At 70.4% G+C, this 25,525-nt stretch carries 20 protein-coding genes; 12 read left to right on the forward strand and 8 right to left on the reverse strand.

The genetic code is table 11. From position 1 onward, the window contains the following. Positions 1-6: 6 nt before the first annotated feature. The 4 genes from ACNNMR_RS42680 to sucC are packed head-to-tail and all read right to left on the reverse strand — an operon-like array spanning position 7 to position 4,002. Positions 7-1,554 carry an aldehyde dehydrogenase family protein gene (locus tag ACNNMR_RS42680; protein ID WP_420000146.1) on the reverse strand — a complete coding sequence of 516 codons (1,548 nt, stop codon included), beginning with the start codon at positions 1,552-1,554 and terminating at the stop codon, positions 7-9. Then, a complete protein-coding gene (locus ACNNMR_RS42685) occupies positions 1,551-1,991 on the reverse strand; it encodes a carbonic anhydrase (protein ID WP_420000147.1) in 441 nt (146 codons plus the stop codon). The genes ACNNMR_RS42680 and ACNNMR_RS42685 overlap by 4 nt, the downstream gene beginning before the upstream one ends. After that, positions 1,988-2,863 carry a succinate--CoA ligase subunit alpha gene (gene sucD / locus ACNNMR_RS42690; protein WP_420000148.1) on the reverse strand — a complete coding sequence of 292 codons (876 nt, stop codon included), beginning with the start codon at positions 2,861-2,863 and terminating at the stop codon, positions 1,988-1,990. Before sucD ends, ACNNMR_RS42685 begins: the two co-directional genes overlap by 4 nt. Positions 2,864-2,865: 2 nt before the next feature. Continuing rightward, positions 2,866-4,002, reverse strand: coding sequence for an ADP-forming succinate--CoA ligase subunit beta (gene sucC, locus ACNNMR_RS42695; RefSeq protein WP_420000149.1), 1,137 nt, complete (start codon positions 4,000-4,002; stop codon positions 2,866-2,868). 157 nt (positions 4,003-4,159) lie between these two features. Here sucC and ACNNMR_RS42700 point away from each other — a divergent pair, with 157 nt between their 5' ends. The 4 genes from ACNNMR_RS42700 (at position 4,160) to ACNNMR_RS42715 (ending at position 10,756) form a co-directional block, all read left to right on the forward strand. Beyond that, complete coding sequence (locus tag ACNNMR_RS42700) at positions 4,160-5,851, forward strand: thiamine pyrophosphate-binding protein (RefSeq protein WP_420000150.1); 1,692 nt, start codon at positions 4,160-4,162, stop codon at positions 5,849-5,851. 11 nt (positions 5,852-5,862) lie between these two features. Then, complete coding sequence (gene frc / locus ACNNMR_RS42705; RefSeq protein WP_420000151.1) at positions 5,863-7,092, forward strand: formyl-CoA transferase; 1,230 nt, start codon at positions 5,863-5,865, stop codon at positions 7,090-7,092. 4 nt (positions 7,093-7,096) lie between these two features. After that, a complete protein-coding gene (locus ACNNMR_RS42710) occupies positions 7,097-9,244 on the forward strand; it encodes an acetate--CoA ligase family protein (RefSeq protein WP_420000152.1) in 2,148 nt (715 codons plus the stop codon). Between the two features lie 120 nt (positions 9,245-9,364). Next, a complete protein-coding gene (locus ACNNMR_RS42715) occupies positions 9,365-10,756 on the forward strand; it encodes an OFA family MFS transporter (protein WP_420000153.1) in 1,392 nt (463 codons plus the stop codon). 63 nt (positions 10,757-10,819) lie between these two features. Here the strand turns inward: ACNNMR_RS42715 and ACNNMR_RS42720 are convergent, their stop codons facing one another. After that, on the reverse strand, positions 10,820-11,509 hold the full coding sequence (locus ACNNMR_RS42720) for a GntR family transcriptional regulator (protein WP_420000154.1): 690 nt from the start codon (positions 11,507-11,509) through the stop codon (positions 10,820-10,822). A 118-nt stretch (positions 11,510-11,627) separates the two neighbouring features. Then, entirely contained in the window at positions 11,628-12,842 is a 1,215-nt protein-coding gene (locus tag ACNNMR_RS42725; protein ID WP_420000155.1) for a molybdopterin molybdotransferase MoeA, read from the reverse strand. A gap of 151 nt (positions 12,843-12,993) precedes the next feature. Between ACNNMR_RS42725 and ACNNMR_RS42730 the strand changes: the two genes are divergently transcribed. The 5 genes from ACNNMR_RS42730 (at position 12,994) to ACNNMR_RS42750 (ending at position 19,836) form a co-directional block, all read left to right on the forward strand. Beyond that, positions 12,994-14,913: a molybdopterin oxidoreductase family protein gene (locus ACNNMR_RS42730; RefSeq protein ID WP_420000156.1), complete on the forward strand. Its 1,920-nt coding sequence runs from the start codon at positions 12,994-12,996 to the stop codon at positions 14,911-14,913. Beyond that, positions 14,913-16,808, forward strand: coding sequence for an NAD(P)H-dependent oxidoreductase subunit E (locus ACNNMR_RS42735; protein ID WP_420000157.1), 1,896 nt, complete (start codon positions 14,913-14,915; stop codon positions 16,806-16,808). Before ACNNMR_RS42730 ends, ACNNMR_RS42735 begins: the two co-directional genes overlap by 1 nt. Beyond that, positions 16,805-17,695, forward strand: coding sequence for a 2Fe-2S iron-sulfur cluster-binding protein (locus ACNNMR_RS42740; RefSeq protein WP_420000158.1), 891 nt, complete (start codon positions 16,805-16,807; stop codon positions 17,693-17,695). The genes ACNNMR_RS42735 and ACNNMR_RS42740 overlap by 4 nt, the downstream gene beginning before the upstream one ends. A gap of 6 nt (positions 17,696-17,701) precedes the next feature. Further along, positions 17,702-18,553, forward strand: coding sequence for a formate dehydrogenase accessory sulfurtransferase FdhD (fdhD, locus tag ACNNMR_RS42745; RefSeq protein WP_420000159.1), 852 nt, complete (start codon positions 17,702-17,704; stop codon positions 18,551-18,553). A gap of 125 nt (positions 18,554-18,678) precedes the next feature. Beyond that, positions 18,679-19,836 (forward strand): alpha/beta fold hydrolase, encoded by a 1,158-nt coding sequence (locus ACNNMR_RS42750; protein ID WP_420000160.1) that lies wholly within the window; start codon positions 18,679-18,681, stop codon positions 19,834-19,836. Between the two features lie 3 nt (positions 19,837-19,839). Here ACNNMR_RS42750 and ACNNMR_RS42755 read toward each other — a convergent pair whose 3' ends face one another. Then, entirely contained in the window at positions 19,840-21,018 is a 1,179-nt protein-coding gene (locus ACNNMR_RS42755) for a DUF6777 domain-containing protein (protein WP_420000161.1), read from the reverse strand. Between the two features lie 95 nt (positions 21,019-21,113). After that, on the reverse strand, positions 21,114-22,154 hold the full coding sequence (locus ACNNMR_RS42760; RefSeq protein WP_420000162.1) for a LacI family DNA-binding transcriptional regulator: 1,041 nt from the start codon (positions 22,152-22,154) through the stop codon (positions 21,114-21,116). A gap of 230 nt (positions 22,155-22,384) precedes the next feature. On the opposite strand from ACNNMR_RS42760, the gene ACNNMR_RS42765 reads away from it, so the two are divergent. The 3 genes from ACNNMR_RS42765 to ACNNMR_RS42775 are packed head-to-tail and all read left to right on the forward strand — an operon-like array spanning position 22,385 to position 25,511. Further along, entirely contained in the window at positions 22,385-23,665 is a 1,281-nt protein-coding gene (locus ACNNMR_RS42765; RefSeq protein ID WP_420000163.1) for an ABC transporter substrate-binding protein, read from the forward strand. Then, positions 23,666-24,685 carry a carbohydrate ABC transporter permease gene (locus tag ACNNMR_RS42770; protein ID WP_420000164.1) on the forward strand — a complete coding sequence of 340 codons (1,020 nt, stop codon included), beginning with the start codon at positions 23,666-23,668 and terminating at the stop codon, positions 24,683-24,685. It abuts the gene before it with no gap. Then, positions 24,675-25,511, forward strand: a complete 837-nt coding sequence (locus ACNNMR_RS42775; protein ID WP_420000165.1) for a carbohydrate ABC transporter permease — start codon at positions 24,675-24,677, stop codon at positions 25,509-25,511. Before ACNNMR_RS42770 ends, ACNNMR_RS42775 begins: the two co-directional genes overlap by 11 nt. The last annotated feature ends 14 nt before the right edge of the window (positions 25,512-25,525 follow it).

Here is a 25,525-nt window from a genome sequence, read left to right on the forward strand (position 1 = left end):
GCGGCGCTAGGCGGGCATGAGCTGGTACTCCGGGAAGTTCCCCGGCGCCCGCTCGTCCGCCGCGCCCTCGGTGACGGCCCGTACCAGCAGCTCGCCGCCGACGAACGCGCCGCGCCAGGACGCGCCGAAGCCGCCGAAGAGCTCGGCCCGGTCGCCGCGCGAGCGGGGCTTGCCGTGGCCGGTCTTGAAGGCCCGGATCTGCGGGGCGAGGCGGTCGAAGGTGTCCTCGTCGTCGCAGGACAGCGAGGCCACGAGGGCGCCGTTGGAGGCGTTCATGGCGGCCAGCAGCTCCGCCTCGGTGTCGACGGGGACGATCGTGTCGACGGGGCCGAAGGGCTCGGCGTGGTGCAGCGGGGAGCTGGGCGGCGGGTTGAGGAGGGTGACCGGCGGCAGGTACGCCGACGTGTCCTGGCCGGGCAGCAGCCGGGCGTCGTCCAGGGATCCCTGGAACAGCGGCACCGCGCCCCGGCTGACGGCCTCGTTGACCAGGTCGCCGAGCTCCTTGGCCTTGGCGGCGTTGATCAGCGGGCCGAAGTCCAGCTGGGGGAGGTCGTCGCCGGGGTTCTCGACGGCCAGGGGGTGGCCGAAGCGGACCGACCTCACCGCGGGCAGATAGGCCTGGAGGAAGTCCGCGAAGCGCGACCGCTGCACGACAAAGCGCGGATACGCGGTGCAGCGCTGCTTGGCGTAGTCGAAGGTCTTACGGATCTGCGCGGCCAGGGTGTCCCAGTCGGAGTAGTCCCACACGCCCCAGCAGTTGAGACCCTCCTGCTCCAGGATGTGCGGCTTGCCGAGGTCGGCGACGGCGGTGGCGACCTGGCCGCCGGTGTCCCGGCCGCCGACGAAGGAGACGCAGCCGATCTCGGGGGCCCGTACAAGCGCCTCCGACAGGGCGCCGCCGCTGCCGCTGACAAGGGTGAGCGGCAGCTCCTCGCGGACGGCGAGGGCGCAGGCGAGGGTGAGGCAGGCGAGGCCGCCGTCGGTGGGCGTCTTGGCTATGACGGCGTTGCCGGCCAGGGCCTGGACCAGCATGGCGTGCATCAGCACGCTCATCGGGTAGTTCCAGGAGGCGATGTTGGAGACCGGGCCAGGCAGCGGCACCCGGCCGTCGACCATCGAGTCGATCTCCTCGACGTACCAGCGGACGCCGTCGATCGCCCGGTCCACGTCCTGCTGGGCCTGCTTCCAGGGCTTGCCGATCTCCCATACGAGCAGCAGCGCGAGCAGCTCGCGGTGCTCGGTCAGCGCGTCGAGCGCGGCGCTGACGCGCGCCTTGCGCTCGGCGAGGGGCTTGCGGCCCCACTCGGCGTGGGTGCCGGCCGCGGCCCGTACGGCCTGGTGGGCGGTGGCGGCGTCGAGGCGGGGCAGGCCGGCCAGCTGGCTGCCGTCGACGGGGGAGACGGTGGGCAGCACGCTGCCGTCGGCCTGCCAGCCGCCGCTGTGCAGGTTGAGCACGCGGTCGTCGCGGAAGGCCTCGGGGGCCACCTCGCCGCAGCGCCGCCAGGCGTCGGCCCAGGAGGTGCCGGGCTTCAGAATAAGGGGGTTGAGGGTCATGGGAGCTTCTCCGCTCGTCGGGGGCGGATCTCGCGCAGCGCACCACTGCGCGTGTAAAGGAAGCCGCGGACCACGCCGTTGTGGGGCAGCTCGGTGCTCGTACGGAGGCGGTCGATGCACTGCGCAAGGTCGCCGGCCGGGTCGCTCAGCGCCGCGCAGTCCTCGTGGTGCACCAGCAGGATCTCGCTGGTGCCGCCCCGCTCTTGGCTCAGCTTCAGCGAGCGGAGGGCGTCGGGTGTGACGCATCCGCCCGCATTTCTGATCACATGGGCGTCGCCCGGCTGCAGGCCGAAGATCGTTTCGATCCCCAGCCGGGCATCCATGCAGGCGACGATAGCGACTCCGCTGAGCGGTCGCTTTGCCCGTTCGTCGAGTGGGACGAACTCCACACCCCGCAGCTCCCGTCGCCGCAGCAGTCCTTCGGCTCCCTGCGTCACCCGAGCACCTCCCTGGCGATCCTGGCGGTCTCGGAAGGCGTCTCGCCGACCCGTACCCCGGCCGCTTCGAGCGCTTCCTTTTTGGCCTGTGCCGTGCCGGACGAGCCAGAGACGATGGCGCCCGCGTGGCCCATGGTCTTGCCTTCGGGCGCGGTGAAGCCCGCGACGTACCCGACCACCGGCTTGCTGACGCTCGCGCGTACGAAGTCGGCCGCCCGCTCCTCCGCGTCCCCGCCGATCTCCCCGATCATCACGATCAGATCGGTGTCCGGGTCCTCCTCGAAGGCGCGCAGACAGTCGATGTGGGTGGTGCCGATCACCGGGTCGCCGCCGATGCCGACGCAGGTGGAGAAGCCGATGTCGCGCAGCTCGTACATGAGCTGGTACGTCAGCGTGCCGGACTTGGAGACCAGGCCGATGCGGCCCGGCTTGGTGATGTCGGCGGGGATGATCCCGGCGTTGGACTCGCCCGGGGTGATCAGGCCCGGGCAGTTGGGCCCGACGATGCGGGTCCCCGCGGCGGCCGCCCGGGCGCGGAAGGCGACCGTGTCGTGTACGGGCACGCCCTCGGTGATGACGACGGCGAGGCCGATCCCGGCGTCGGTGGCCTCGTCGACGGCGTCCTTGACGAAGGGCGGCGGGACGAAGACGACGGAGACGTCGGCGCCGGTGACGTCGATGGCCTCTTTCACGGAGCCGAAGACCGGCACTTCGACGCCGTCGAAGTCGACCTTCTGGCCCGCCTTGCGCGGGTTCACGCCGCCGACCACGTTGGTGCCGGCGGCGAGCATCCGGGCCGTGTGCTTGCGGCCCTCGGCGCCGGTCATGCCCTGGACGACGACCTTGCTGTGCGCTGTGAGGTAGATGGCCATGGTCAGCTCCCTGCCAGTGCGAGCCCGGCGGCGCGTGCGGCGGCGCCGTCCATCGTGTCGAGTCGGGTGACGAGGGGGTGCGCGGCGGCGTCGAGGATCTCCCGCCCGGCGGCCGCGTTGTTGCCGTCGAGGCGTACGACCAGGGGCTTGGTCAGCTCGACCTGGCCGAGCGCCTGCACGATGCCGTTGGCGACGGCGTCGCAGGCCGTGATGCCGCCGAAGACGTTCACGAAGACGGACCGCACGTCCGTATCGGAGAGGATCACGCCGAGGCCGTCGGCCATGACCTGCGCCGACGCGCCGCCGCCGATGTCCAGGAAGTTGGCGGGCCGGGCGCCGTTACGGGCGACCACGTCCAGGGTGGACATCACCAGGCCCGCGCCATTGCCGATGATGCCGACGCTGCCGTCGAGCTTCACGTAGTTGAGGCCCTTGGCGCGGGCCCGCGACTCCAGGTCGCCGCCCTCGCCCGGGGTGTCGTACGTGTCGTGCCGCGGGTGCCGGCCGCGGGCGTTGTCGTCGAGGGTCACCTTGCCGTCGATGGCGAGGATGCGGCCGTCCTTGGTGCGGACGAGCGGATTGACCTCCACCAGCACCGCGTCCTCGGTGGTGAAGACGTCCCAGAGGGCGACCAGCGCGGGCGCCGCCTCGGGCGGCAGCCCGGCCGCGGCCGCGATGTCGCCGGCCACCGCCTCCGTCACACCCTCGACCGGGTCGATCGCGATCCGGGCCAGGGCCTCCGGCTTGGTCGCCGCGACCTCCTCGATGTCCATGCCGCCCTCGGCCGACGCCATCGCCAGCCAGCTGCGGTTGGTGCGGTCCAGCAGGTAGGAGGCGTAGAACTCCTCGGCGATGTCCGCGGTCCGGGCGAGCATCACCTTGCCCACCGTGTGGCCCTTGATGTCCATCCCGAGGATGGCCTGGGCGGCGGCCACCGCCTCGCCGGGATTCGCGGCGAGCTTCACGCCGCCCGCCTTGCCGCGGCCGCCCGTCTTCACCTGCGCCTTGACGACCACCCGGCCGCCCAGCAACTCGGCGGCCACCTGGGCCGATTCGGGGTCCGACACGACGGCCGCGTCCAGCACGGGAACGCCGTGGAGCGCGAACAACTCCCGCGCCTGGTACTCGAACAGATCCATCGTCAACTGCACCTGCCCTGGGTCGGGTTCGACTGTAGAGATTTCCGGTGCACGCCCCCTGGACATCGACTGGACGATGCGGGATAACCGTCTGCATACAGTATTCGTGTCCTGTATGCAATGTACAGAGTCGTGCTCCGAAGGGACTGAACTCGCCATGGCTGACGGCACTTCCGGCACCTCAGACCAGGTATCCGGCGGCCACCTCGTCGCAAAGGCCCTCAAGGCCGAAGGCGTCGACGTCATCTACACGCTCTGCGGCGGCCACATCATCGACATCTACGACGGCTGCGTCGATGAAGGCATCGAAGTGGTCGACGTACGGCATGAACAGGTGGCCGCGCACGCCGCCGACGGCTACGCCCGCATCACGGGCAAGCCGGGCTGCGCGGTCGTCACCGCGGGACCGGGCACCACCGACGCCGTCACCGGCGTGGCGAACGCCTTCCGCGCCGAAAGCCCCATGCTGCTCATCGGCGGCCAGGGGGCGCTCACCCAGCACAAGATGGGGTCTCTCCAGGACCTCCCGCACGTCGACATGATGTCGCCGATCACCAAGTTCGCCGCCACCGTGCCCGACACCGCGCGGGCGGCGGACATGGTTTCCATGGCCTTCCGGGAGTGCTTCCACGGCGCGCCCGGACCGTCCTTCCTGGAGATACCGCGCGACGTGCTCGACGCAAAGGTCCCGGTGGAGAAGGCCCGCGTACCCAAAGCCGGGCACTACCGCGCCTCCACGCGCAACGCCGGCGACCCCGAGGCCATCGAGAAGCTCGCCGACCTCCTCGCCCACTCCGAGAAGCCGGCCATCCTCCTCGGCAGCCAGGTCTGGACGACCCGCGCCACCGACTCCGCGATCGAGCTCGTACGCACCTTGAACGTGCCCGCGTACATGAACGGAGCCGGCCGCGGCACCCTGCCGCCCGGCGACCCGCACCACTTCCAGCTCTCCCGCCGCTACGCCTTCACCGAGGCCGACCTCATCATCATCGTCGGCACGCCCTTCGACTTCCGGATGGGCTACGGCAAGCGGCTCTCCCCGACCGCCACGGTCGTCCAGATCGACCTGGACTACCGCACCGTCGGCCGGAACCGCGACATCGACCTCGGCATCGTCGGCGACGCCTCCCAGGTCCTCGCCGCCGTGACCCAGGCCGCCTCCGGACGCCTCAACGGCGGCGCCGCCAAGCGCAAGGACTGGCTGGAGGAGCTGCGCGGCGTCGAGCAGAAGGCCCTGGAGAAGCGGCTGCCGAACCTGAAGAAGAACGACTCGCCGATCCACCCGTACCGCCTGGTCAGCGAGATCAACGACTTCCTCACCGAGGACTCGATCTACATCGGCGACGGCGGCGACATCGTCACCTTCTCCGGCCAGGTCGTCCAGCCGCGCACGCCCGGTCACTGGATGGACCCGGGCCCGCTCGGCACCCTCGGCGTCGGCGTCCCCTTCGTCCTGGCGGCCAAGCAGGCGCGCCCCGACAAGGAGGTCGTCGCGCTCTTCGGCGACGGCGCCTTCTCCCTGACGGGCTGGGACTTCGAGACCCTCGTCCGCTACAACCTCCCCTTCGTCGGCATCGTCGGCAACAACTCCTCGATGAACCAGATCCGCTACGGCCAGGCCGCCAAGTACGGCCTGGAGCGGGAGCGGGTCGGCAACACGCTCGGGGATGTGCCGTACGACCAGTTCGCCAAGATGCTCGGCGGCTACGGCGAGGAGGTCCGCGACCCGGCCGACATCGCGCCCGCGCTGCAGCGGGCCCGCGAGTCGGGCAAGCCGTCGCTGATCAACGTCTGGGTCGACCCGGACGCGTACGCCCCCGGAACCATGAACCAGACGATGTACAAGTGAGGTGACGAGAAGTGACGAAAGCCCTCGACGGGGTGCGCGTCCTGGACATGACGCATGTTCAGTCCGGCCCCTCCGCCACCCAGATCCTCGCCTGGCTCGGCGCCGACGTCGTGAAGCTGGAGGCGCCGACCGGAGACATCACGCGCAAGCAGCTGCGTGATCTGCCGGACGTGGACAGCCTGTACTTCACGATGCTGAACGGCAACAAGCGCAGCATCACCCTCAACACCAAGACGCCGCGCGGCAAGGAGCTCCTCACCGAGCTGATCAAGCGCAGCGACGTGATGGTGGAGAACTTCGGCCCCGGCGCCATCGACCGCATGGGCTTCTCCTGGGAGCGGATCCAGGAGATCAACCCGCGCATCGTCTACGCGTCCATCAAGGGCTTCGGCGACGGCCCGTACACCAACTTCAAGGCGTACGAGGTCGTGGCCCAGGCCATGGGCGGGTCGATGTCGACCACCGGCTTCGAGGACGGCCCGCCGCTCGCCACCGGCGCGCAGATCGGCGACTCCGGTACGGGCATGCACGCGGTCGCCGGCATCCTGGCCGCGCTCTACCAGCGCGGCAGCACCGGGCGCGGCCAGCGCGTCAACGTGGCCATGCAGCACGCCGTGCTCAACCTCTGCCGCGTCAAGCTCCGCGACCAGCAGCGGCTCGCGCACGGCCCGCTCGCCGAGTACCCGAACGAGGACTTCGGCGACGAGGTGCCGCGCTCCGGCAACGCCTCCGGCGGCGGCCAGCCCGGCTGGGCGGTCAAGTGCGCGCCCGGCGGGCCGAACGACTACGTGTACGTGATCGTGCAGCCCGTCGGCTGGCAGCCCATCACCGAGCTGATCGGCCGGCCCGAGCTCGCCGACGACCCGGAGTGGAACACGCCCGAGTCGCGGCTGCCGAAGCTCGGCAAGATGTTCCAGCTGATCGAGGAATGGTCCAGCACCTTGCCGAAATGGCAGGTCCTGGAGAAGCTCAATGCCCACAACATCCCCTGCGGCCCCATCCTCTCCACCAAGGAAATCGTCGAGGACGCCAGCCTGCGGGACAACGAGATCGTGGTCGAGGTCGAGCACCCCGAGCGCGGCACGTACGTCACCGTGGGCAGCCCGCTGAAGCTCTCCGACTCTGCCGTCGACGTCCGGCGCTCCCCGCTGCTGGGGGAGCACAACACCGACATCTACGAACGCGAACTGGGTCTCACAGCCGCGGAGCTGGCCGACCTCAAGACGAACGGAGTGATCTGAGCCCATGGTCGAGCCCCAGGCCCGCGAGTCCGTCAAGGCGCTGCTGAAGCAGGTCGCCGCCGACGGCCGCACCGCACTGACCGCACCGGAGGCGAAGCAGGTCGCCGACGCGTACGGAATCGCCGCCCCCGGCGAGGAGCTGGCGAAGGACGTCGACGCGGCGGTGGCCGCGGCCGCCCGCTTCGACGGCAAGGTCGTCCTGAAGATCGTCTCGCCCGACATCCTGCACAAGACCGACGCCGGGGGAGTGGAGGTCGGCATCGAGGGGGCCGCCGAGGTACGGGCCTCCTTCCACCGCATCATCGAGAACGCGGGCGCGTACAACCCGGAGGCGAAGATCGAGGGCGTGCAGGTGCAGCAGATGCTGCCCTCGGGGCCCGACGCGCACGAGGTCATCGTCGGCGCGGTCACCGACCCCACCTTCGGCAAGGTCGTCGCCTTCGGGCTCGGCGGGGTGCTGGTGGAGGTGCTCAAGGACGTCACCTTCCGGCTGGCGCCGGTCGACGCGGACACCGCCGCCGGGATGCTGGACTCCATCGGAGCCGCCGAGATCCTGCGCGGCGTGCGCGGGGGAGAGGCGGTGGACCGCTGGGCGGTCGCCGAGCAGATCCGCCGGGTCTCGGAGCTGGTCACCGACTTCCCGGAGATCGCCGAGGTGGACCTCAACCCGGTCATCGCCACCCCCGAGGGGGCCCTGGCAGCGGACCTGCGGATCATCCTCGCCGACGGCGCGCAGCCGGCCCGCCGCACCTTCTCCCGCGACGAGATCCTCGCCTCCATGAACCGGCTGATGAAGCCGCGTTCGGTCGCCGTCATCGGCGCCTCGAACGAGGAAGGCAAGATCGGCAATTCGGTGATGAAGAACCTCATCAACGGGGGCTTCGCCGGCGACATCCACCCGGTCAACCCGAAGGCCGACGACATCCTGGGCCGCAAGGCCTACAAGTCGATCTCGGACGTGCCCGGCGAGGTGGACGTCGCGGTCTTCGCCATCCCGGCGAAGTTCGTGCCCTCCACGCTGGAGGACGTGGGCCGCAAGAACATCCCCAACGCGGTCCTCATCCCCTCCGGCTTCGCCGAGACCGGCGAGCACGAGCTGCAGCAGAAGATCGTGGACATCGCGGCCGAGCACAACATCCGCATCCTCGGCCCGAACATCTACGGCTACTACTCCACCTGGCAGGACCTCTGCGCCACCTTCTGCACCCCGTACGACGTCAAGGGCGGCGTGGCGCTGACCTCCCAGTCGGGCGGCATCGGCATGGCGATCCTCGGCTTTGCCCGTACGACCAAGACCGGCGTCTCCGCGATCGTCGGCCTGGGCAACAAGTCGGACGTGGACGAGGACGACCTGCTGACGTACTTCGGCGAGGACGAGAACACCGAGGTCGTCGCGATGCACCTGGAGGACCTCAAGGACGGCCGCGCCTTCGTGGAGGCCGCCCGCCAGACCGTGCCGAAGAAGCCGGTGGTCGTCCTCAAGGCGGGGCGTACGTCCGCGGGGGCCAAGGCCGCGGGCTCGCACACCGGCGCGCTCGCCGGTGACGACGCCGTGTACGACGACATCCTCAAGCAGGCGGGCGTCATCCGGGCGCCGGGCCTCAACGAGATGCTCGAGTACGCGCGGGCGCTGCCCGTCCTGCCCACGCCGCAGGGCGACAATGTCGTGATCATCACGGGCGCCGGCGGCTCGGGCGTGCTGCTCTCCGACGCCATCGTCGACAACGGCATGCACCTCATGGACATCCCGGAGGACCTCAACGAGGCGTTCATGAAGTACATCCCGCCCTTCGGCGCGGCGGGCAACCCGATCGACATCACCGGCGGCGAACCGCCGTCCACGTACGAGGCGACGATCCGCCTCGGGCTCAGGGACCCGCGCATCCACTCCCTGGTCCTCGGCTACTGGCACACGATCGTCACCCCGCCCATGGTCTTCGCCGAGCTCGCCGCCCGCGTGGTGGCGGAGGAGCGGGCCAAGGGCAACGTCAAGCCCGTCGTGGCGTCCCTCGCGGGCGACACGGAGGTCGAGGAGGCGTGCCAGTACCTCTTCGAGCGCGGAGTTGTTGCGTACCCGTACACGACCGAGAAGCCGGTCGCGGTGCTGGGCGCGAAGTACCGCTGGGCCCGGGCCGCGGGTCTGCTCACGTAACACCGCAGCACCCCGGGTCCCGCCCGGTCAGGCGGGGCGGGGCCCGGTGCACCACAGCACAGCAAGAGATCAGGCAGGGGGCGCTGTCCGGAATCTCTCCACGCAAGGGGTGCAACAGCCGTGACAACAACTGACTTTCCAAAGGTCGCCTCGTACCGGGAGGTGACCGACTCCAATGGACGCACCTACAGGCTGGGTGAGTCCGACATCGACATCATGGGCCGCAAGCGCAAGTGGATGGTCATCCTGCCGTGGATCGGCATGATGGGCATTTCCTCGGCGGAGTACGCGTTCGCGTCCGCCGAGGACACACTGCATGAGGCGCACGCCTGGTCCAGCACCAGCATCTACTGGATGCTGACCGCCTGGGTGTTCTGCCAGGCCGCGGTCGCCTTCCCGGCGGGCAAGCTGCGCGAGTCCGGGAAACTGCCGGCCCGCTGGGCGATGATGCTCGGCGCGGCGGGCACCTTCATCGGTTATCTCTCGCTGGCCTACGCACCGCACGTCATGCTGGCCGTCATCGGCTTCGGCGTGTTCAGCGGCATGGGCGCGGGCATGGTGTACGCCACCTGCGTCAACATGGTCGGCAAGTGGTATCCGGAGCGCAAGGGCGGCAAGACCGGCTTTGTGAACGGCGGTTTCGCCTACGGTTCGGTGCCCTTCGTCTTCATTTTCCACGGCTACATGAACGCGAGTAACTACCAGTGGGTGCTGGTCTCGGCAGGGCTGTTCCTCGCCGCCGCAGTGGCGTACGCGGGATTCTTCTTCAAGGACCCGCCGAAGAACTGGTGGCCCGAGGCGATCGACCCGCTCAACCCGCCGAAGGACCCGCGGGCGGCCCGTTCGCTGCAGAAGAACCCGCCGGCGATCCAGCAGTACTCGCCCAAGGAGGCCTGGAAGACCGGCCGGGTCGCGGTGATGTGGGTCTGCCTCGCCTTCACCTCGGGCGTCAATATCTTCGGCATCTCGTTCCAGGTCGACATCGGCGAGGAGGCCGGCTTCGCCGCCGGGATCGTGGCGACGGCCATGTCCCTGAAGGCCATCGTGAACGGCACCGGCCGTGGTGTCATCGGCTGGCTCTCCGACCGGTACGGACGCAAGGAATGCCTGCTCTTCGTCTGTATCGTCCTGGGCCTCTCGCAGTTCGGCATCATCTGGTCGGCCGACATCAAGAACCTGCCGCTGTTCCTGGTCTTCTCCGCCATCTCCGGATTCGGCGGCGGCGCGATCTTCCCGATGTTCGCGGCCATGACCGCCGACTACTTCGGCGAGAACAACAACGCCTCCAACTACGGCATGGTCTACAGCTCCAAGCTCGTTTCCGGCCTGGGCGCCGGAATGGGCTCCGTAGCGGTGACCGCCTGGGGCCTCAACGGGGCCTTCACCCTGGCCGGCTCCCTGTCCTTGCTGGCGTTCTTCATCGCGCTCTTCCTCAAGGCGCCGGGGCGCGACTACCGGGGCCGGCTGGTCGTCAGCCCCAACCCGAAGCCGATCAGCAGGGAGGCCGAGTAGCCCCCAGCCCGTCCCCGCGCACGTTCAGGGCCCGCCCGCTCCCCGCGGCGGGCCCCACGTGCGTCAGCCCTTGCCCTCTTCCTTCTGCCGCTGGTGGTACGAGGTGCGGGTGTGCTCCGTGTGCGTACGCATCACGGCCTGCGCCTCGGCCTCGTCGCGGCCCTTTATGGCGGCGATCAGCTCGCGGTGCTCGATCCAGGACTGGGCGCCGCGCTGCCGGGCGACGGGGGTGTAGTACCAGCGGACGCGGCGGTCCACCTGGCCGGCGAGCTCCTTCAGCACCGCATTGCCGGCGAGCTCCATGACGTACGCGTGGAAGGCGGCGTTGGCGGCCACGACCTCGTCGACATTGTCGGCCTCGACCGCGGCCTCGCCGACGGTGCACAGCCGCTCCAGCTCCTTCACTCCGGCGCCGGTCGCGTTGGCCGCGGCCAGCCGGGCGGCCTCCGTCTCCAGCAGCGCGCGGACGACGAGGAGCTGGTCGGCCTCCTGCTCGGTCGGCTCGTGCACGAACGCGCCCTGGGCGGGGCGCAGATCGACCCAGCCCTCGGTGTTCAGCCGCTGCAGCGCCTCCCGTACGGGCTGCCGCGATACGCCGAGGTGGCCGGCGAGCTCGGTCTCGACCAGGTGCTGCCCGGGGCTGAGGGCGCGCGTGATGATCAGGTCGAGCAGCGCCTCGTACACGCGCTCGCGGAGCGGTCCAGGGCGCTCCAGCTTGGGCATGGCCCCCTGTGGCAGTCCTGTGGAGAGCATCGCTTCCCCCCGGCCTCGATTGGCTTTTGTCTACAGTCTACGGAGTACTGCCCGCCGCCAGCCACCCGATCGGCAGATCGTGATCCTCTTCACACGGAGGGTGGCGCGGGTTTGCGTGTCACCTCGGCATTTCCAACAGCTCGACACGCGCGGGCAGTTCGGTGCCCGGCGGCAGCACGGCCAGGGCGTCGGCCGAGGCGGCTCCCCACAGCAGCCCGGGGCGGTCGTGGCCGACGGGGGTGGCGCCGGCGGTGTCGACGGTGACCGGGACCAGGCGGGTGTCCCTGGCGTGCGGGACGACGTGCGCGGGTGGTGCGGTCAGGGCAGCGTAGCGCGGGCCGGACGGGGCGCGCCCGGCGAGCCGGCCCAGCAGCGGGGCGAGGAGGGTGAGTCCGGCGGCGTAGGCGGCGTACGGATTGCCGGGCAGCCCCGCGACGAGTGTGCCGCAGGGCAGCCGGGCGAGCAGCTGCGGATGCCCGGGACGGCAGGCCACGCCGTCCACCAGAAACTCGGCGCCCAACTCGCGCAGCGTGCCGCGCAGGTGATCGGCGGGCCCGCGGGACGACGCCCCGCACGCCGCGATCACATCGGTGGCGCGTGCCGCCCGTACGAGACCCTCGGCGAGCGGGGTGCGCCCATCGGGCACGTACGTCGTCGGCAGCGGCTCGCCGCCCGCCCACTCGACCAGGCCGGGCAGCAGCGGGCCGATGGCGTCCCGCACCCGGCCCGGCGGGGGAGTGCCGCGCCTGACGACCTCGTCGCCGGTCACCAGCACCGCGACCTGCGGGCGCCGGTGGACGGCGAGCCGGTCGCAGCCGAGGCTCGCGGCGAGGCCGAGCGCGGCGGGGGAGACGACGGTGCCGGCGGGCAGCACCTCGCGCCCCTGTGCGCACTCCTCGCCGCGGCGGCGGATGTGACGTCCGTGCTTGACCTCACCCGTGATCGTCTCGGTGCCGTGGGCGGCGTGTTCGTACGGGAGGACCGCGCTCGCGCCCGCGGGGACGAGCGCGCCGGTGGCGATCTCCACGGCCTCGCCCGGGGCGATGCGGTCGATGACCGCCTCCCGGCCGGCGAGGACGCGGCCCACCACGCGCCATGGCGCCGGGCCCGCCACCGCGTACCCGTCCATGGCGGCGGTGTCGAAGGCGGGCAGCGGGAGGCCGGCGACGAGTGGTTCGGCGAGGGCGCGGCCGCGGCAGCGGCGCAGGGGCGCGTCGCGGGCGGGGAGTGGCTGGGCGGCCTCGGCCGCGATGCGGCGGGCTTGTGGCCAGGGGGTGGGGGAGGCGTGGGAGTCGTGGTGCCGGGCGAGGGGCCGTTCGTCGAGCGTGGTCATGCGCGCCGCCTTTCTGCCAACCAGCCATTCCGGCAGGCGGGTTGAGGCCCGTGCACGAGCCTTGACCGCCGTCGAACGGATACTGTAGACAATATTCTGTCGACTTCGAAAGAGCCCCCGCGATAGCGAGCAGCACGCAAGGGAGCGCGCAATGAAGGACCGCAAAGGACGCAAGACCTACCCCAGGATCACCCACCCTCTGGTCCGGGACTCCCGCGACGAACCGTTCCGCCGCGCCACCTGGGACGAGGCCCTCGACCGCGCCGCCGGGGGATTCCGCAGGACCCGTGAGGCCCACGGCCCCGACTCCTTCGCGATGCTGTCCTGCGCCCGCGCCACCAACGAAATGAACTATGTGGCGCAGAAATTCACCCGCGTGGTGATGGGCACCAACAACGTCGACTCCTGCAACCGCACCTGCCACGCGCCGAGCGTCGCCGGCCTCTCCGCGGCCTTCGGCTCCGGCGGCGGCACCTCCTCGTACGGGGAGGTCGAGGACACCGACGTGATCGTGATGTGGGGCTCCAACGCCCGCTTCGCGCACCCGATCTTCTTCCAGCACGTCCTGAAGGGCATCCGGGGCGGCGCCCGGATGTTCGCCGTCGACCCGCGCCGCACCTCCACGGCGGAGTGGTCGGACCGCTGGCTGGGCCTGAACGTCGGCACCGACATCGCCCTGGCGCATGCCATCGGCCGCGAGATCATCCAGGAGGGCCTGCACAACAAGGCCTTCATCGAGCGGGCCACGAGCGGCTTCGCGGAGTACGTGGCGCTGGTCGAGCCGTGGACGCTGGAGACGGCGGAGCAGGTGACGGGGGTGCCCGCGGAGGCGATCCGTGAGCTGGCCCACGTCTACGCGACGGCCGAACGCGCCCAGCTCTGCTGGACCCTCGGCATCACCGAGCACCACAACGGCACGGACAACGTCCGCGCCCTGATCAACCTGTCGCTGCTGACCGGCCACGTAGGCCGGTACGGCTCCGGCGTCCAGCCGCTCCGCGGCCAGAACAACGTCCAGGGCGGCGGCGACATGGGCGCCATCCCCAACCGCCTCCCCGGCTTCCAGGACATCCTCGACGACGGCCACCGCGCGAAGTTCGAGACCGCCTGGGACACGGTGATCCAGCCGAGCTACGGCATGACGCTGACGGACATGTTCGAGGCCATGGAGGAGGGCACCCTCCGCGCCGTCTACTGCATCGGCGAGAACCCGGCCCAGTCCGAGGCCGACAGCGAACAGGCACTGCGCCGCCTCGCGGCCCTGGACCACCTGGTCGTACAGGACATCTTCCTGACGAAGACCGCGGAGCTGGCAGATGTGGTGCTGCCCGCGACCGCCTCCTGGGCGGAGGCCGACGGCACGACGACCAACAGCGAGCGCCGCGTGCAGCGCGTACGGGCCGCCCTCACCCCGCCGGGCGAGGCCCGCGACGACATCGACATCCTCTGCGACATGGCGGCGCGCCTCGGCCACGACTGGAAGTTCGCCGACTCGGAGGCGGTCTGGAACGAGCTCCGCGCCCTGTCGCCCGACCACTGGGGCATGACGTACGACCGCCTCGACGAGCACCACGGCCTGCAGTGGCCCTGCCCCGACGAGGACAAGCTGCCGTCGAGCTACCTGCACGCCCGCCTTTGGGAGACCGACCCGGCCAAGCGCGGCAGGCGAGCCCCCTTCGGCCTGGTGGAGCACGACCCGCCGGTCGACCTGACGGACGACGACTACCCGCTCCGCCTGACGACGGGCCGCCGCCTCGACTCGTACAACACCGGCGTGCAGAGCGGCAGCTTCGCCTCGCCGCTGCGGCGCGGCGAATACATCGAGCTGTGCCCGGAGGACGCCGCCGCCTACGGCGTGTCGGTCGAGGAGGAAGTCCGGGTCACGTCCCGCCGCGGCACCGTGCTGGCACCGGTATGGGTGGACCCGGGCCTGCGCCCCGGCCTCGCCTTCATGACCTTCCACTTCCCGGACGAGGTCGACACCAACCAGCTCACCATCGAGGCCAACTGCCCGATCGCGGGCACCGCGGAGTTCAAGGCCTCGGCCATCCGGATCGAGAAGGTGGCGTAGTGGACCTGAAGTACACCGACGCAAAGCCCACCGACGAGGAGCGCGATGCGGTCGACGACCTCCTCGGCCCGGCCCCGTCCGGCTGGGAAGGCGGCGCGAGGGACGACGTGGACCTCCGCTGGGCCAAGGGCGGCCACGAGGCCCGCGACCGCCGCGACCAGCTCCTCCCGGCACTGCACGCGGTGAATGACCGCATCGGCTGGATCAGCGAGGGCGCGCTGGACTACATCTGCCGCCGGCTGACGATCCCGCCGGCGGAGGCGTACGGGGTGGCGACGTTTTACGCCATGTTCTCGCTGAAGCCGCGCCCCGCGAAGGTGCTGCACGTCTGCACGGACATCGCGTGCGCGGCGAAGGGCTCGGGCGCGTTGTGCGCGGCTTTGGAGGACCGCCTGGGCAAGGCGGGCGAGCCGAAGGACGGGGTGGTGTGGCAGGAGAGCCCGTGCCTGGGCCTGTGCGAACGGGCGCCGGCGGCACTGGCGATCCAAGCGGGAAGCAACAGCCCACCTACAGCCCGGCCGGCGTTTGAGGCCGAGGCGCGAAGCGCCGATGCACCACGACGCAACGCAACGGCCGTCATCGCCCCGGCCACAGCCGAAGCCGCGCTGGCGGTAGCCACCGCCCCGGAAGCCGCCCCACCCGAGGCCGAGGAACTGGCAGCCGTCCCGCAAGTCCAAGCCGGCGACCCGGCACTGACGCTGCTGTCCCGAGTGGGCACCGTCGACCCCACCGACCTAGACGCCTACCGCGCCACTGGCGGCTACACCGCCCTCCGTAACGCCCTCTCCATCGGCCCAGCCGCCGTAATCCGCGAAGTCACCGACTCCGGCCTCATGGGCCGAGGCGGCGCCGCCTTCCCCACCGGCCGCAAGTGGCAGGCCACCGCCTCCCAACCCGACCACCCCCACTACCTCGTCTGCAACGCCGACGAATCCGAGCCAGGCACCTTCAAGGACCGCGTCCTGATGGAAGGCGACCCGTACGCCGTCATCGAAGCGATGACGATCGCGGGCTACGCGATCGGCGCCCACCACGGCTACCTCTACCTCCGCGGCGAGTACCCCCGCGCGTACGCCCGCCTCCAGCACGCCATCGACCAGGCCCGCACCCGAGGCCTCCTCGGCGACCGCGTCCTCGGCCACGACTACGCGTTCGACATAGAGATCCGCCGCGGCGCCGGCGCCTACATCTGCGGCGAGGAAACCGCGATCTTCAACTCCATCGAGGGCCTGCGCGGCGAGCCCCGCAGCAAGCCCCCCTTCCCGGTAGAGAAGGGCCTGTTCGGCAAGCCGACAGCGGTCAACAACGTCGAGACCCTGGCCAACGTCCTCCCCATCCTCACCCGCGGCGCCGAGGCGTACCGCACCGACGCCACCAAGCTCTTCTGCGTCAGCGGCACGCTGGAGCGCCCCGGCGTCTACGAGGTCCCGTTCAACGAGAACACCACCCTCCGCGACCTCCTCGATCTCGCCGGCGGCGTCCCGCGCGACCTGCGCGCCGTCCTCCTCGGCGGCGCCGCCGGCGGCTTCGTCCGCGCCGACGAACTCGACATCCCGCTCACCATCGAGGGCGCCCGCGCCGCAGGCGCCACCCTCGGCTCGGGCGTCGTCCTGGCCATCGACGACACGGTCGACCTGCCCCGAGTCCTCCTGCGCATCGCCGAGTTCTTCCGCGACGAGTCCTGCGGCCAGTGCGTGCCCTGCCGCGTCGGCACCGTCCGCCAGGAAGAGGCCCTGCACCGCATCGCCGACAAGACCGGCGCCGCGGCCGCCACCGACATCGCGCTGATGCGGGAGGTCGGCCAGGCCATGCGCGACGCGTCGATCTGCGGCCTCGGCCAGACCGCATGGAACGCCGTGGAGTCCGCCATCGACCGCCTGGGAGCGTACGAATGACCACCACACCCGAGCGGACTCAGACAACGCCGGTCTCCCTCGGCCTGCCCCGCCGCCTGATCGAATTCGACCTCGACGGCGACCAGGTCCGCGTCCCCGAGGGCGCCACCCTCCTCGACGCCTGCCGCGACGCGGGCAAGGACATCCCGACCCTCTGCTACGGCGATACGCTCACGCCCAAGAACGCGTGCCGGGTTTGCGTGGTCGAGGTCGAGGGCGCCCGCACCCTGGCCCCCGCCTGCTCACGCAAGGCCGAGCCGGGCATGAAGGTGCGTACGGACACCGACCGCGCCCGGCACAGCCGCAAGCTGGTCCTCGAACTCCTAGCGTCCTCAACCGACTTGTCGACAACACCACATGTCGCCGGATGGATAAGGGAATACGGCGCGGACCCCGACCGCTTCGGCCCGGACGCCGCCACCGTCGCCGACCGCCCCGCAAAGGTCGACAACGACCTATACGTGCGCGACTACGCCAAGTGCATCATGTGCTACAAGTGCGTCGACGCCTGCGGCGACCAGTGGCAGAACACCTTCGCCATCGCCGTCGCCGGCCGCGGCTTCGACACCACCATCGCCGTCGAGCACGACGGCCCGCTGCCCGACTCCGCCTGCGTGTACTGCGGCAATTGCATCGAGGTCTGCCCGACCGGCGCGCTCAGCTTCAAGTCCGAGTACGACATGCGCGCCGAAGGCACCTGGGACGAGGAAGCCCAGACCGAGACCACCACCGTCTGCGCGTACTGCGGCGTCGGCTGCAACCTGACCCTGCACGTCCAGGACAACGAGATCGTCAAGGTGTCGTCCCCCCACGACAACCCGATCACCCGCGGCAACCTCTGCATCAAGGGCCGCTTCGGCTACCAGCACGTCCAGACCAAGGAGTAACCGCACATGGGACGGGTCACCGAACGCCGCCGCGTCCTGCGCATCCGCGCCACCGGCGCGAGCAGCCGCGCCGACACCCTGGTCGCCGAGGAGCCCCTGGAGATCCGGCTGAACGGCAAGCCCCTCGCCATCACCATGCGCACCCCGGGCGACGACTTCGCCCTCGCCGCCGGCTTCCTGGTGAGCGAGGGCGTGATCGGCGCGGCGGAGGAACTGACGAGCATCGTCTACTGCGCGGGCGCCACGGAAGACGGCAGTAATACGTACAACGTGGTGGACGTCCGGCTGGCCCCGGGAGTCACCGTCCCCGACATCACCCTCGAGCGGAACGTCTACACCACCTCCTCCTGCGGCCTCTGCGGCAAGGCCAGCCTCGACGCCGTCCGCACCCAGACCCGCTTCCCCCTCACCGACCACCCCCCGGTCCGCCTCGACACGGACCTGCTCGCCCAGCTCCCCGACCGGTTGCGTGAGCATCAGCGGGTCTTCGAGCGGACCGGGGGGCTGCACGCGGCCGCGCTCTTCACCGACCGCGGCGAACTGCTCGACGTCCGCGAGGACGTGGGCCGCCACAACGCCGTCGACAAGGTCGTCGGCCGGGCGCTGCGCGAGGACCGGCTGCCGCTGTCGGGCACGGTGCTGATGGTCTCCGGCCGGGCCTCCTTCGAGCTCGCACAGAAGGCCGTGATGGCGGGCATCCCCGTCCTCGCCGCCGTCTCCGCCCCGTCGTCGCTGGCCGTCGACCTCGCCGCCGAGGCCGGCATGACGCTCATCGGCTTCCTGCGCGGCACCTCCATGAACGTGTACGCCGGCGAGCACCGCGTCGTCACCTCGCGCCGAGCTGCCGCGGGGGTCTGACACGGCCCCGTCCGGCCGTACGCGGGCCGGGGACCGGCCGGCTGGGTGCGCCCCCTGCGCCGGCCGGTCCCCGCTGCCGGGAAATCCCATCGGCCGTTCCCGGCGCCGCCGCTTAGGCTCGGGGCATGGCAACCGCACTGGTGAACGGCATATCGGTCGCGTACGACGACGAGGGCACGGGCGACGCCCTCCTCCTCGTCCACGGCCACCCTTTCGACCGCTCGATGTGGACCCCGCAGGCCGCGGAATTCGCCGCGCGGGGCTATCGCGTGATCACCCCCGATCTGCGCGGCTTCGGGGGTACGAGCGGGGCGCCCGGCGCCACCGACTTCTCCGACTTCGCCCGCGACCTGGCGGCGCTCCTCGACCACCTGGGGCTGCGGCGGGTCGTGATCGGCGGCCTCTCCATGGGCGGCCAGATCGTCATGGACTTCTGCCGGCTCTTCCCGGAGCGGGTACGGGCGGTGGTCCTGGCCGACACCTTCCCCAAGGCCGAGGACGACGAGGGCGTGAAGCGGCGCCACGCGATGGCGGACCGGCTGCTCGCCGAGGGCATGGCGCCGTGGTCCGACGAGGTGCTTGACAAGATGGTCGCCCCGTACAACATCGAGGCGCTGCCCGACGTCGCCGCCCACGTCCGCCGCATGATGCACGGCGCCCCGGCCGCGGGCGCAGCCCTCGCCCACCGCGCCCGCGCGGGCCGCCCCGACTACTGCGACACGCTGCGCGACCTGCGCGTCCCGGTGCTCGTCGTGACCGGCGCCGACGACCCGTACACGCCGGTGGCCGACGCCGAGCTGATGCACGAGCTGGCGCCGGACGCCACGCTGCGCGTCATCGAGGGCGCCGCGCACATGCCGAATCTGGAGCGGGCGGCCGACTTCAATGCGGCGCTCGGGGCCTTTCTGGCGCGCGTGACGCTGCCGCCGGTGAACGGCTACCGTCATGCGGTGCCCGCGCGCGGCGAGCTCGTCGCCATCTCCGGTCAGATCGCGCTCGACGCGGACGGCGAGCTGGTCGGCCCGGGCGATCCCGCCGCCCAGGCCCGGCAGGTCTTCCGCAACCTCGGAAAGGCGCTCGCCTCCGAGGGGCTGACCTTCTCCGACGTCTTCAAAATCACGCTCCACGTCACGGACATCGAGTCCATGCCCGCGATCCGGGTGGTCCGCGACGAGTTCATCGACGCCGCGAACCTCCCGGCGAGCAGTGCGGTCAAGGTCGCGGGCCTGGTGCGCGACGACCTGCTCTTCGAAGTCGACGCGCTGGCCGTACGCCCGGACTAGCCGTCACACGCCCCAGTCGCCGCCGCCTCCGGCGGGCTCGGTGGTGTCGCCCATGCCGGGCTCGCCGCCCAGGTCGGGCGGGGCCTCGCCGGGCGGCTGGTCCGGCGGGCCTTCCTCGGGCGGGAGCTCCTCGGTCGGGCCTTCGGCGGGCGGCTCCTGCGGCGCGTCCGGCTGCTCGGGGGCGTCCGGCTGGTCCGGGGCGTCGGTGTCGTCCGGGGCGTCGGGGGCCGGGTTCTCCTCCGTCGGCGTGGGCTCCGAGGGGGCCGGGGTCGGCTCCGTCGGGGACGGCGACTCCGGGCTCGGGGTGTCCTCGGACTCCGATTCGTCAGGGTCCGGGCTGTCCGACTCGTCCGGGTCGGGGCTGTCCGACTCGTCTGGATCCGTGCTCTCCGACTCATCCGGATCGGCATCCGGATCGTACGGATCCGGCGGCGGATCGGGCAGGACCTCGTCCTTCTGGTCGCCGCCCTCCACCGGGCGTTCGATCCAGATGTTGTTCGTGACGTCCACGATCACGATGTTCACGATCGGCTGCGGCGCCGGGGTGATGATGACCGTACGGCTCGGGCGGAAGCCCTTCCACGGGGTGCCGCGGTAGTCGGCCTTGTCCTGCAGCGAGGAGGTCCGGGTGAGCGGATTGCCGCAGGCGCAGCGCACCCGGGGGACGCCGCGGGAGTCGACGAGCACCGCCGTGCCCGCCTGCAGGACGGACGAGAAGCGGGTGGCCTCGCCGTTCTTGAAGCCGTGGTTGGTGACCCGGGTGTCGGCGCGTACGAGGACCGAGGTCAGGGACTTCAGATAGCCGGGCACGTCGGCCGCGGACAGGCCCAGCACCTTCGCGAAGGCCGCCTGCTTGTCCGGGTGGGCGGCGAGGAACTCGATCTGCTTGTTCACATCGCAGCTGGCCTTGTACTTCGTCCCGCCGTACAGGCCGGCCGTGGAGCCGACGTAGATCCGCTTGCCGCCCGGCTGCGCCGGGGTCGTGGCCTCCTCCGGCGTCTCGCTCGCCGTCGACCCGGTGAACGGGTCCGGGCCGTCATCCGCGGTTTTCTGCAGGTAGAGGGCCTCCGGCGGGCCTGGCTCGGCTTGTGCCTCGCCGCCGCTGATGACATCCATGGCACACGCGGACGATGAGAACGTGACCATGAGCGCCACTGCCGCGGCCCTGACTATGTGTGCCACGGGTGCTACCTCCCGAGCGGGATTGACGGCTTATGCCCGTAATTCTCCCGGTGGGGTGCGCACCCGCCGCAACTTCTGGACCCCCATCGGCGTCGCTACGGCGCTCCAGGCGCGGCCGGCGGCGGCGCGGTGGAGGCCCGTACGACCAGGTGGGTGGCGAGCTCGACGTGGCGGGAGTCGATCTCCTCGCCCGCGGCCAGCCGCAGCGCGGTGCGCAGCGCGACCGCGCCCATCTCCTGGAGCGGCTGGTGCACGGTGGTCAGCGGCGGCGCGCAGTTCTCGGCGACCTGGGTGTCGTCGAAGCCGGCGACGCTGAGGTCCTCCGGCACCCGCAGCCCTCTGCCGCGCGCGGCCTCGACCAGCCCGGCGGCCAGCTCGTCGCTCGCGGCGAAGACCGCCGTGGGGCGGTCCGGGAGGTCGAGCAGCTTGCCGCCGCCGCTGATCCCGCACTCGTAACTGAACTCGCCCGCATGGTGGACCCGCTCGGCCGGCACCGGCGCTTCCGCCGTCTCCATCGCGCTGCGGAAGCCGTGCAGCCGGGCCAGGTTGCAGGCGACGTCGGGGTAGCTGCCGAGGTACGCGATGCGGCGGTGCCCCAGGGTGAGCAGGTGGTGGGTGGCCGCGTGGCCGCCGGCGAAGTTGGTGGAGCCCACGCTCGGCACCGACGACTCGGTAAGCCGCAGCGGGTCGATCACCACCAGGGGCAGCTCGACCTGGCCCAGCGCGTCAATCATGTCCCCGGGCAGGGTGTTCGCCATCGCGACGACCGCGCGGCGCCCAGCAGATACGAGGCTCCGAGCCCAGTCGGCGGGTGTGGGGGAGGGGTCGAGGTTCACCTGGCTGCCGACGACGATGGCGACGCCCGAGCGGGCGCCGGCGGCGATCACGCCCTGGATTACCTCCACCGAATACGCGGTCAGCCGCCACTTGCCGAAGAACAGCTCGACCGTGGGGTGGCCGCGCAGGTCGTCGCGATTGCCGCCGTAGTCGTGGCGACGCAGCAGCTCCAGCACGCGGGCGCGGGTGGCGGGCGAGACGTCGGGCCGCCCGTTGACGACCTTGGACACCGTGGGGACGGACACTCCGGCGGATGCGGCGACCGTTGCGAGTGTGACGCGGCTTGGCCCTGACGGCATGGCTCCCCCTTCTCCCCGGGCACAGGGTACCGGCGGCCGCCGTCGAAAAGAATGTCGCAAGCACCGATCGGCGATGCCGCCGCGCATTCGTCCAACTCGCCGCACATTCGTCCAAGTCAACGGCTTGCGCAACGCATTGACGGCGTCCTGGGGCAGTCCTATGGTCCAGCACCACCACGCCCGACCGAAACATTTTTCGCAAAGTCAGAGGCGGTGCATACCTGATGGCTGTGTCACGCAGACGGCTCCTGGCGCTCGGCGCGGGTGCCGCCGCCACCGGGGCGCTCGGGCTCACGGGCTGCGGCTCGCAGCGCTCGCTGGGCGCGAAGGACGAGATCACGCTGTGGACCTGGGACCGGTCGGTGAGCAACAAGCTCGTCGGCGAGGCGGAGACCAAGGGCATCCCCGGCGCCAAGGGGCTGCGCCTTGCCCGTACGAACATCGGCGGCAACTACAACACCAAGGTCCGCACCACGCTGGCCGGCAAATCGATGGTGCCGGACATCATCGGAATCAACTCGGACGTGGCGACTTACTTCCCCAACCAGGACGAGTTCGTCGACCTGAACGACTTCGGGGCCGCGGAGCTGAAGGACCGCTACCTGGACTGGAAGTGGAATGAATGCATCACGCCCGAGGGCAAGATGATCGCATTCCCCATGGACACCGGGCCGACCGGGCTGTTCTACCGCACCGACATCCTCAAGGCGGCCGGGGTCACGATCGACCCGAAGGAGCTTGCGGAGCAGGTATCCGACTGGGACGGCCACCTCAGGCTCGGCCGAAAGCTGCAGAAGGCCAGGGAGCGCACGGTGCTCTTCCCCAACCTCAAGGAGGTCTGGGACATCCGGGTGGGCCAGTTGCCCAAGCGCTATATGACCCGGGATGACAAGTACATCGGGGACCGCGACGAGCTACGTGAGATCTTCGAGCTCGGCTACCGGATCGCAAAAGACGGTCTCTCCGCCGGCGCCCTCGACGGCTCCACCGACGTGCCGGGCGTGGTCACCAGCGGGCGCCAGCCGGTCGCGATCGCCGCGGTGTGGTGGGGCCTGGCGTACCCCGAGTCGGCCGCGCCCAAGACCAAGGGCAAGTGGCGGGTGGCCGACCCGCCCGGTGGCGCCGGCAATGTCGGCGGGTCCTTTCTGGCGATCACCAAATACTCCAAGGACCCGGAGGCGGCCTTCCGGTTCATCTCCTGGCTGCAGTCGCCTTCGAACCAGGTCAAGGCCTACACGGAGATGTCGCTCTTCCCCTCCTCACCGCAGGCATTCAAGGAACCGGCCATGCGCGAGCCGCGGCCGTTCTACGACGGACAGCGCACCACGGACGTCTTCGGCAGGTCGGCCGAGCAGGTCAAGACCGTGTACAAGAGCCCGTACGACCGGATCCTCACCCCCATCTTCCAGGCCGAAATGACCAACCTCCAGTCCGGCAAGAGCGTCGCCAGTGCCTGGAAGGACGCCCAGGACCAGATCGAGCGCGAACTCACCCGCGAGGGGGTGCTCTGAATGACGGTCGCCGAACCTCTCCGCTCCCGGGCCGGCAAGCCGGGTGGCCGTAGCACTGCCGGGAAGCAGCAGGACGGATCGAAGCCGCTGCCGGGCTGGCGCCGCTACTGGCCGATGTACGCAGCGGTGTCGCCGTTCTTCATCATCTTCGCCGTATTCGGGGTCTTCCCCGTCGGCTACTCCATCTACCTGTCGTTCATGTCGTGGGACGGCATCGGGCCGATGCATTCGATCGGCTGGGAGAACTACTCCTACCTGGTGACGGACAGCGACTTCTGGCACTCGATCACCAACACACTCATCATCTGGGTCCTCGCCACGGTCCCCATGATCTTCCTGGCGCTGGTCATCGCCTATGCGCTGCACACCGCCGTACGGTTCAAGGCGTTCTACCGGATCGCCTATTTCATCCCGAACATCACCTCGATCGTCGCCATGACCCTCGTCCTCGGGTCGATCTTCAGCGGCAGCTCCGGGCTGCTCAACGGCATGCTGCGGGCGATCAGCGCCGGCGAGGTCGGCTGGCTCTCCGACCCATGGGCGATGAAGGTATCGGTCGCGGCGATCACCACCTGGCGCTGGGTCGGCTACAACGCCATCATCTGCCTGGCCGGTCTCCAGGCCATCTCCAGCGACATCTACGAGGCCGCGAGGGTCGACGGCGCAAACAACCGGCAGACCTTCTTCCGGATCACCATTCCGATGCTCCGCCCGGTGATCCTCTTCGTGGCCATCACCTCCACCATCGGCGGCCTGCAGCTCTTCACCGAGCCGCAGGTGCTCTTCCCCGACAACAGCGGCAACGTCGGCGGTCCCGGCGGCGAGGCCACCACCATCGTGCTCTACCTCTACCAGCAGGCCTTTATCTTCAACCGGTTCGGCTACGGCGCAGCGATCGGCTGGGCGCTGTTCATCCTCATCGCCATCTTCTCTGTCATCAACTGGCGGCTGATCGGCGGCCGGGGTGAGGACGCGATGGGCACCGGCCGCAAGAGGAAGGGGAAGTCCCGTGCAAGCTGAAAGAGCTGCCAAGGTCCGGATGGTGCTGGGCCACGCCGTGCTGATGTTCGGCGTGCTGATCACGGTCTTCCCGTTCTACTGGATGTTCGTGATGGCCTCGAACACCACCGGCGACATCTTCGCCTACCCGCCCAAGCTGATCCCCGGCTCCCACCTCTGGGAGAACATGAACAAGGTGTTCGACGGGACCGACTTCTGGGGCTCGATGGGCATCACCATCGTGGCCGCCGTCGCCACCACCTTCCTGGTGCTGTTCTTCGACTCGCTCGCCGCCTTCGCCTTCGCCAAGTATCAGTTCCCGGGCCGGACCGTGCTCTTCTGGATCGTGCTGGCCACCTTCATGATCCCGATGCAGCTGGCGCTGGTGCCGCAGTTCGTCACCCTCGCCTGGCTGGGCTGGGTCGGCTCGCTCAAGGCGCTTATCATCCCCGGCGCGGCCAATGCGTTCGGCATCTTCTGGATGCGCCAGTACGCACAAGGGGCGATCGCCGACGAGCTCATCCATGCCGCAAAGGTCGACGGCGCCGGCTTCTTCCGCCAGTGGTGGACCGTCGGGCTCCCCGTCCTGCGCCCCGGGCTCGCCTTCCTGGGGATCTTCACCTTCTTCACCATCTGGAACGACTACCTGTGGCCGCTGATCGTGATGACCGACCCCGGCAAGCTGACCCTCCAGGTCGCCGTGCAGCAGCTCAACGGCATCTACACCTCCGACCAGTCCATGGTGATCGCAGGCGCCTTCATGTCCGTCATCCCCCTCATCGGCGTCTTCCTGATCGGCGCCCGCCACTTCATCGCCAACCTGGCCGCCGGCGCCATGAAGTTCTGAAGCTGAAACACCCG

Origin of the sequence: Streptomyces boninensis (assembly GCF_048572725.1) — a bacterium.
Taxonomy (GTDB): domain Bacteria; phylum Actinomycetota; class Actinomycetes; order Streptomycetales; family Streptomycetaceae; genus Streptomyces; species Streptomyces boninensis.

Bases quoted from the DNA above. Each gene is read 5' to 3' on its own strand.
- ACNNMR_RS42725 (WP_420000155.1), bottom strand. From the start codon at position 12,842: ATGACCACGCTCGACGAACGGCCCCTCGCCCGGCACCACGACTCCCAC.
- ACNNMR_RS42770 (WP_420000164.1), top strand. From the start codon at position 23,666: ATGACGGTCGCCGAACCTCTCCGCTCCCGGGCCGGCAAGCCGGGTGGC.
- ACNNMR_RS42720 (WP_420000154.1), bottom strand. From the start codon at position 11,509: ATGCTCTCCACAGGACTGCCACAGGGGGCCATGCCCAAGCTGGAGCGC.
- sucC (WP_420000149.1), bottom strand. From the start codon at position 4,002: ATGGATCTGTTCGAGTACCAGGCGCGGGAGTTGTTCGCGCTCCACGGC.
- sucD (WP_420000148.1), bottom strand. From the start codon at position 2,863: ATGGCCATCTACCTCACAGCGCACAGCAAGGTCGTCGTCCAGGGCATG.
- ACNNMR_RS42760 (WP_420000162.1), bottom strand. From the start codon at position 22,154: ATGCCGTCAGGGCCAAGCCGCGTCACACTCGCAACGGTCGCCGCATCC.
- ACNNMR_RS42750 (WP_420000160.1), top strand. From the start codon at position 18,679: ATGGCAACCGCACTGGTGAACGGCATATCGGTCGCGTACGACGACGAG.
- ACNNMR_RS42730 (WP_420000156.1), top strand. From the start codon at position 12,994: ATGAAGGACCGCAAAGGACGCAAGACCTACCCCAGGATCACCCACCCT.
- ACNNMR_RS42710 (WP_420000152.1), top strand. From the start codon at position 7,097: ATGGTCGAGCCCCAGGCCCGCGAGTCCGTCAAGGCGCTGCTGAAGCAG.
- ACNNMR_RS42740 (WP_420000158.1), top strand. From the start codon at position 16,805: ATGACCACCACACCCGAGCGGACTCAGACAACGCCGGTCTCCCTCGGC.
- ACNNMR_RS42680 (WP_420000146.1), bottom strand. From the start codon at position 1,554: ATGACCCTCAACCCCCTTATTCTGAAGCCCGGCACCTCCTGGGCCGAC.
- ACNNMR_RS42700 (WP_420000150.1), top strand. From the start codon at position 4,160: ATGGCTGACGGCACTTCCGGCACCTCAGACCAGGTATCCGGCGGCCAC.
- fdhD (WP_420000159.1), top strand. From the start codon at position 17,702: ATGGGACGGGTCACCGAACGCCGCCGCGTCCTGCGCATCCGCGCCACC.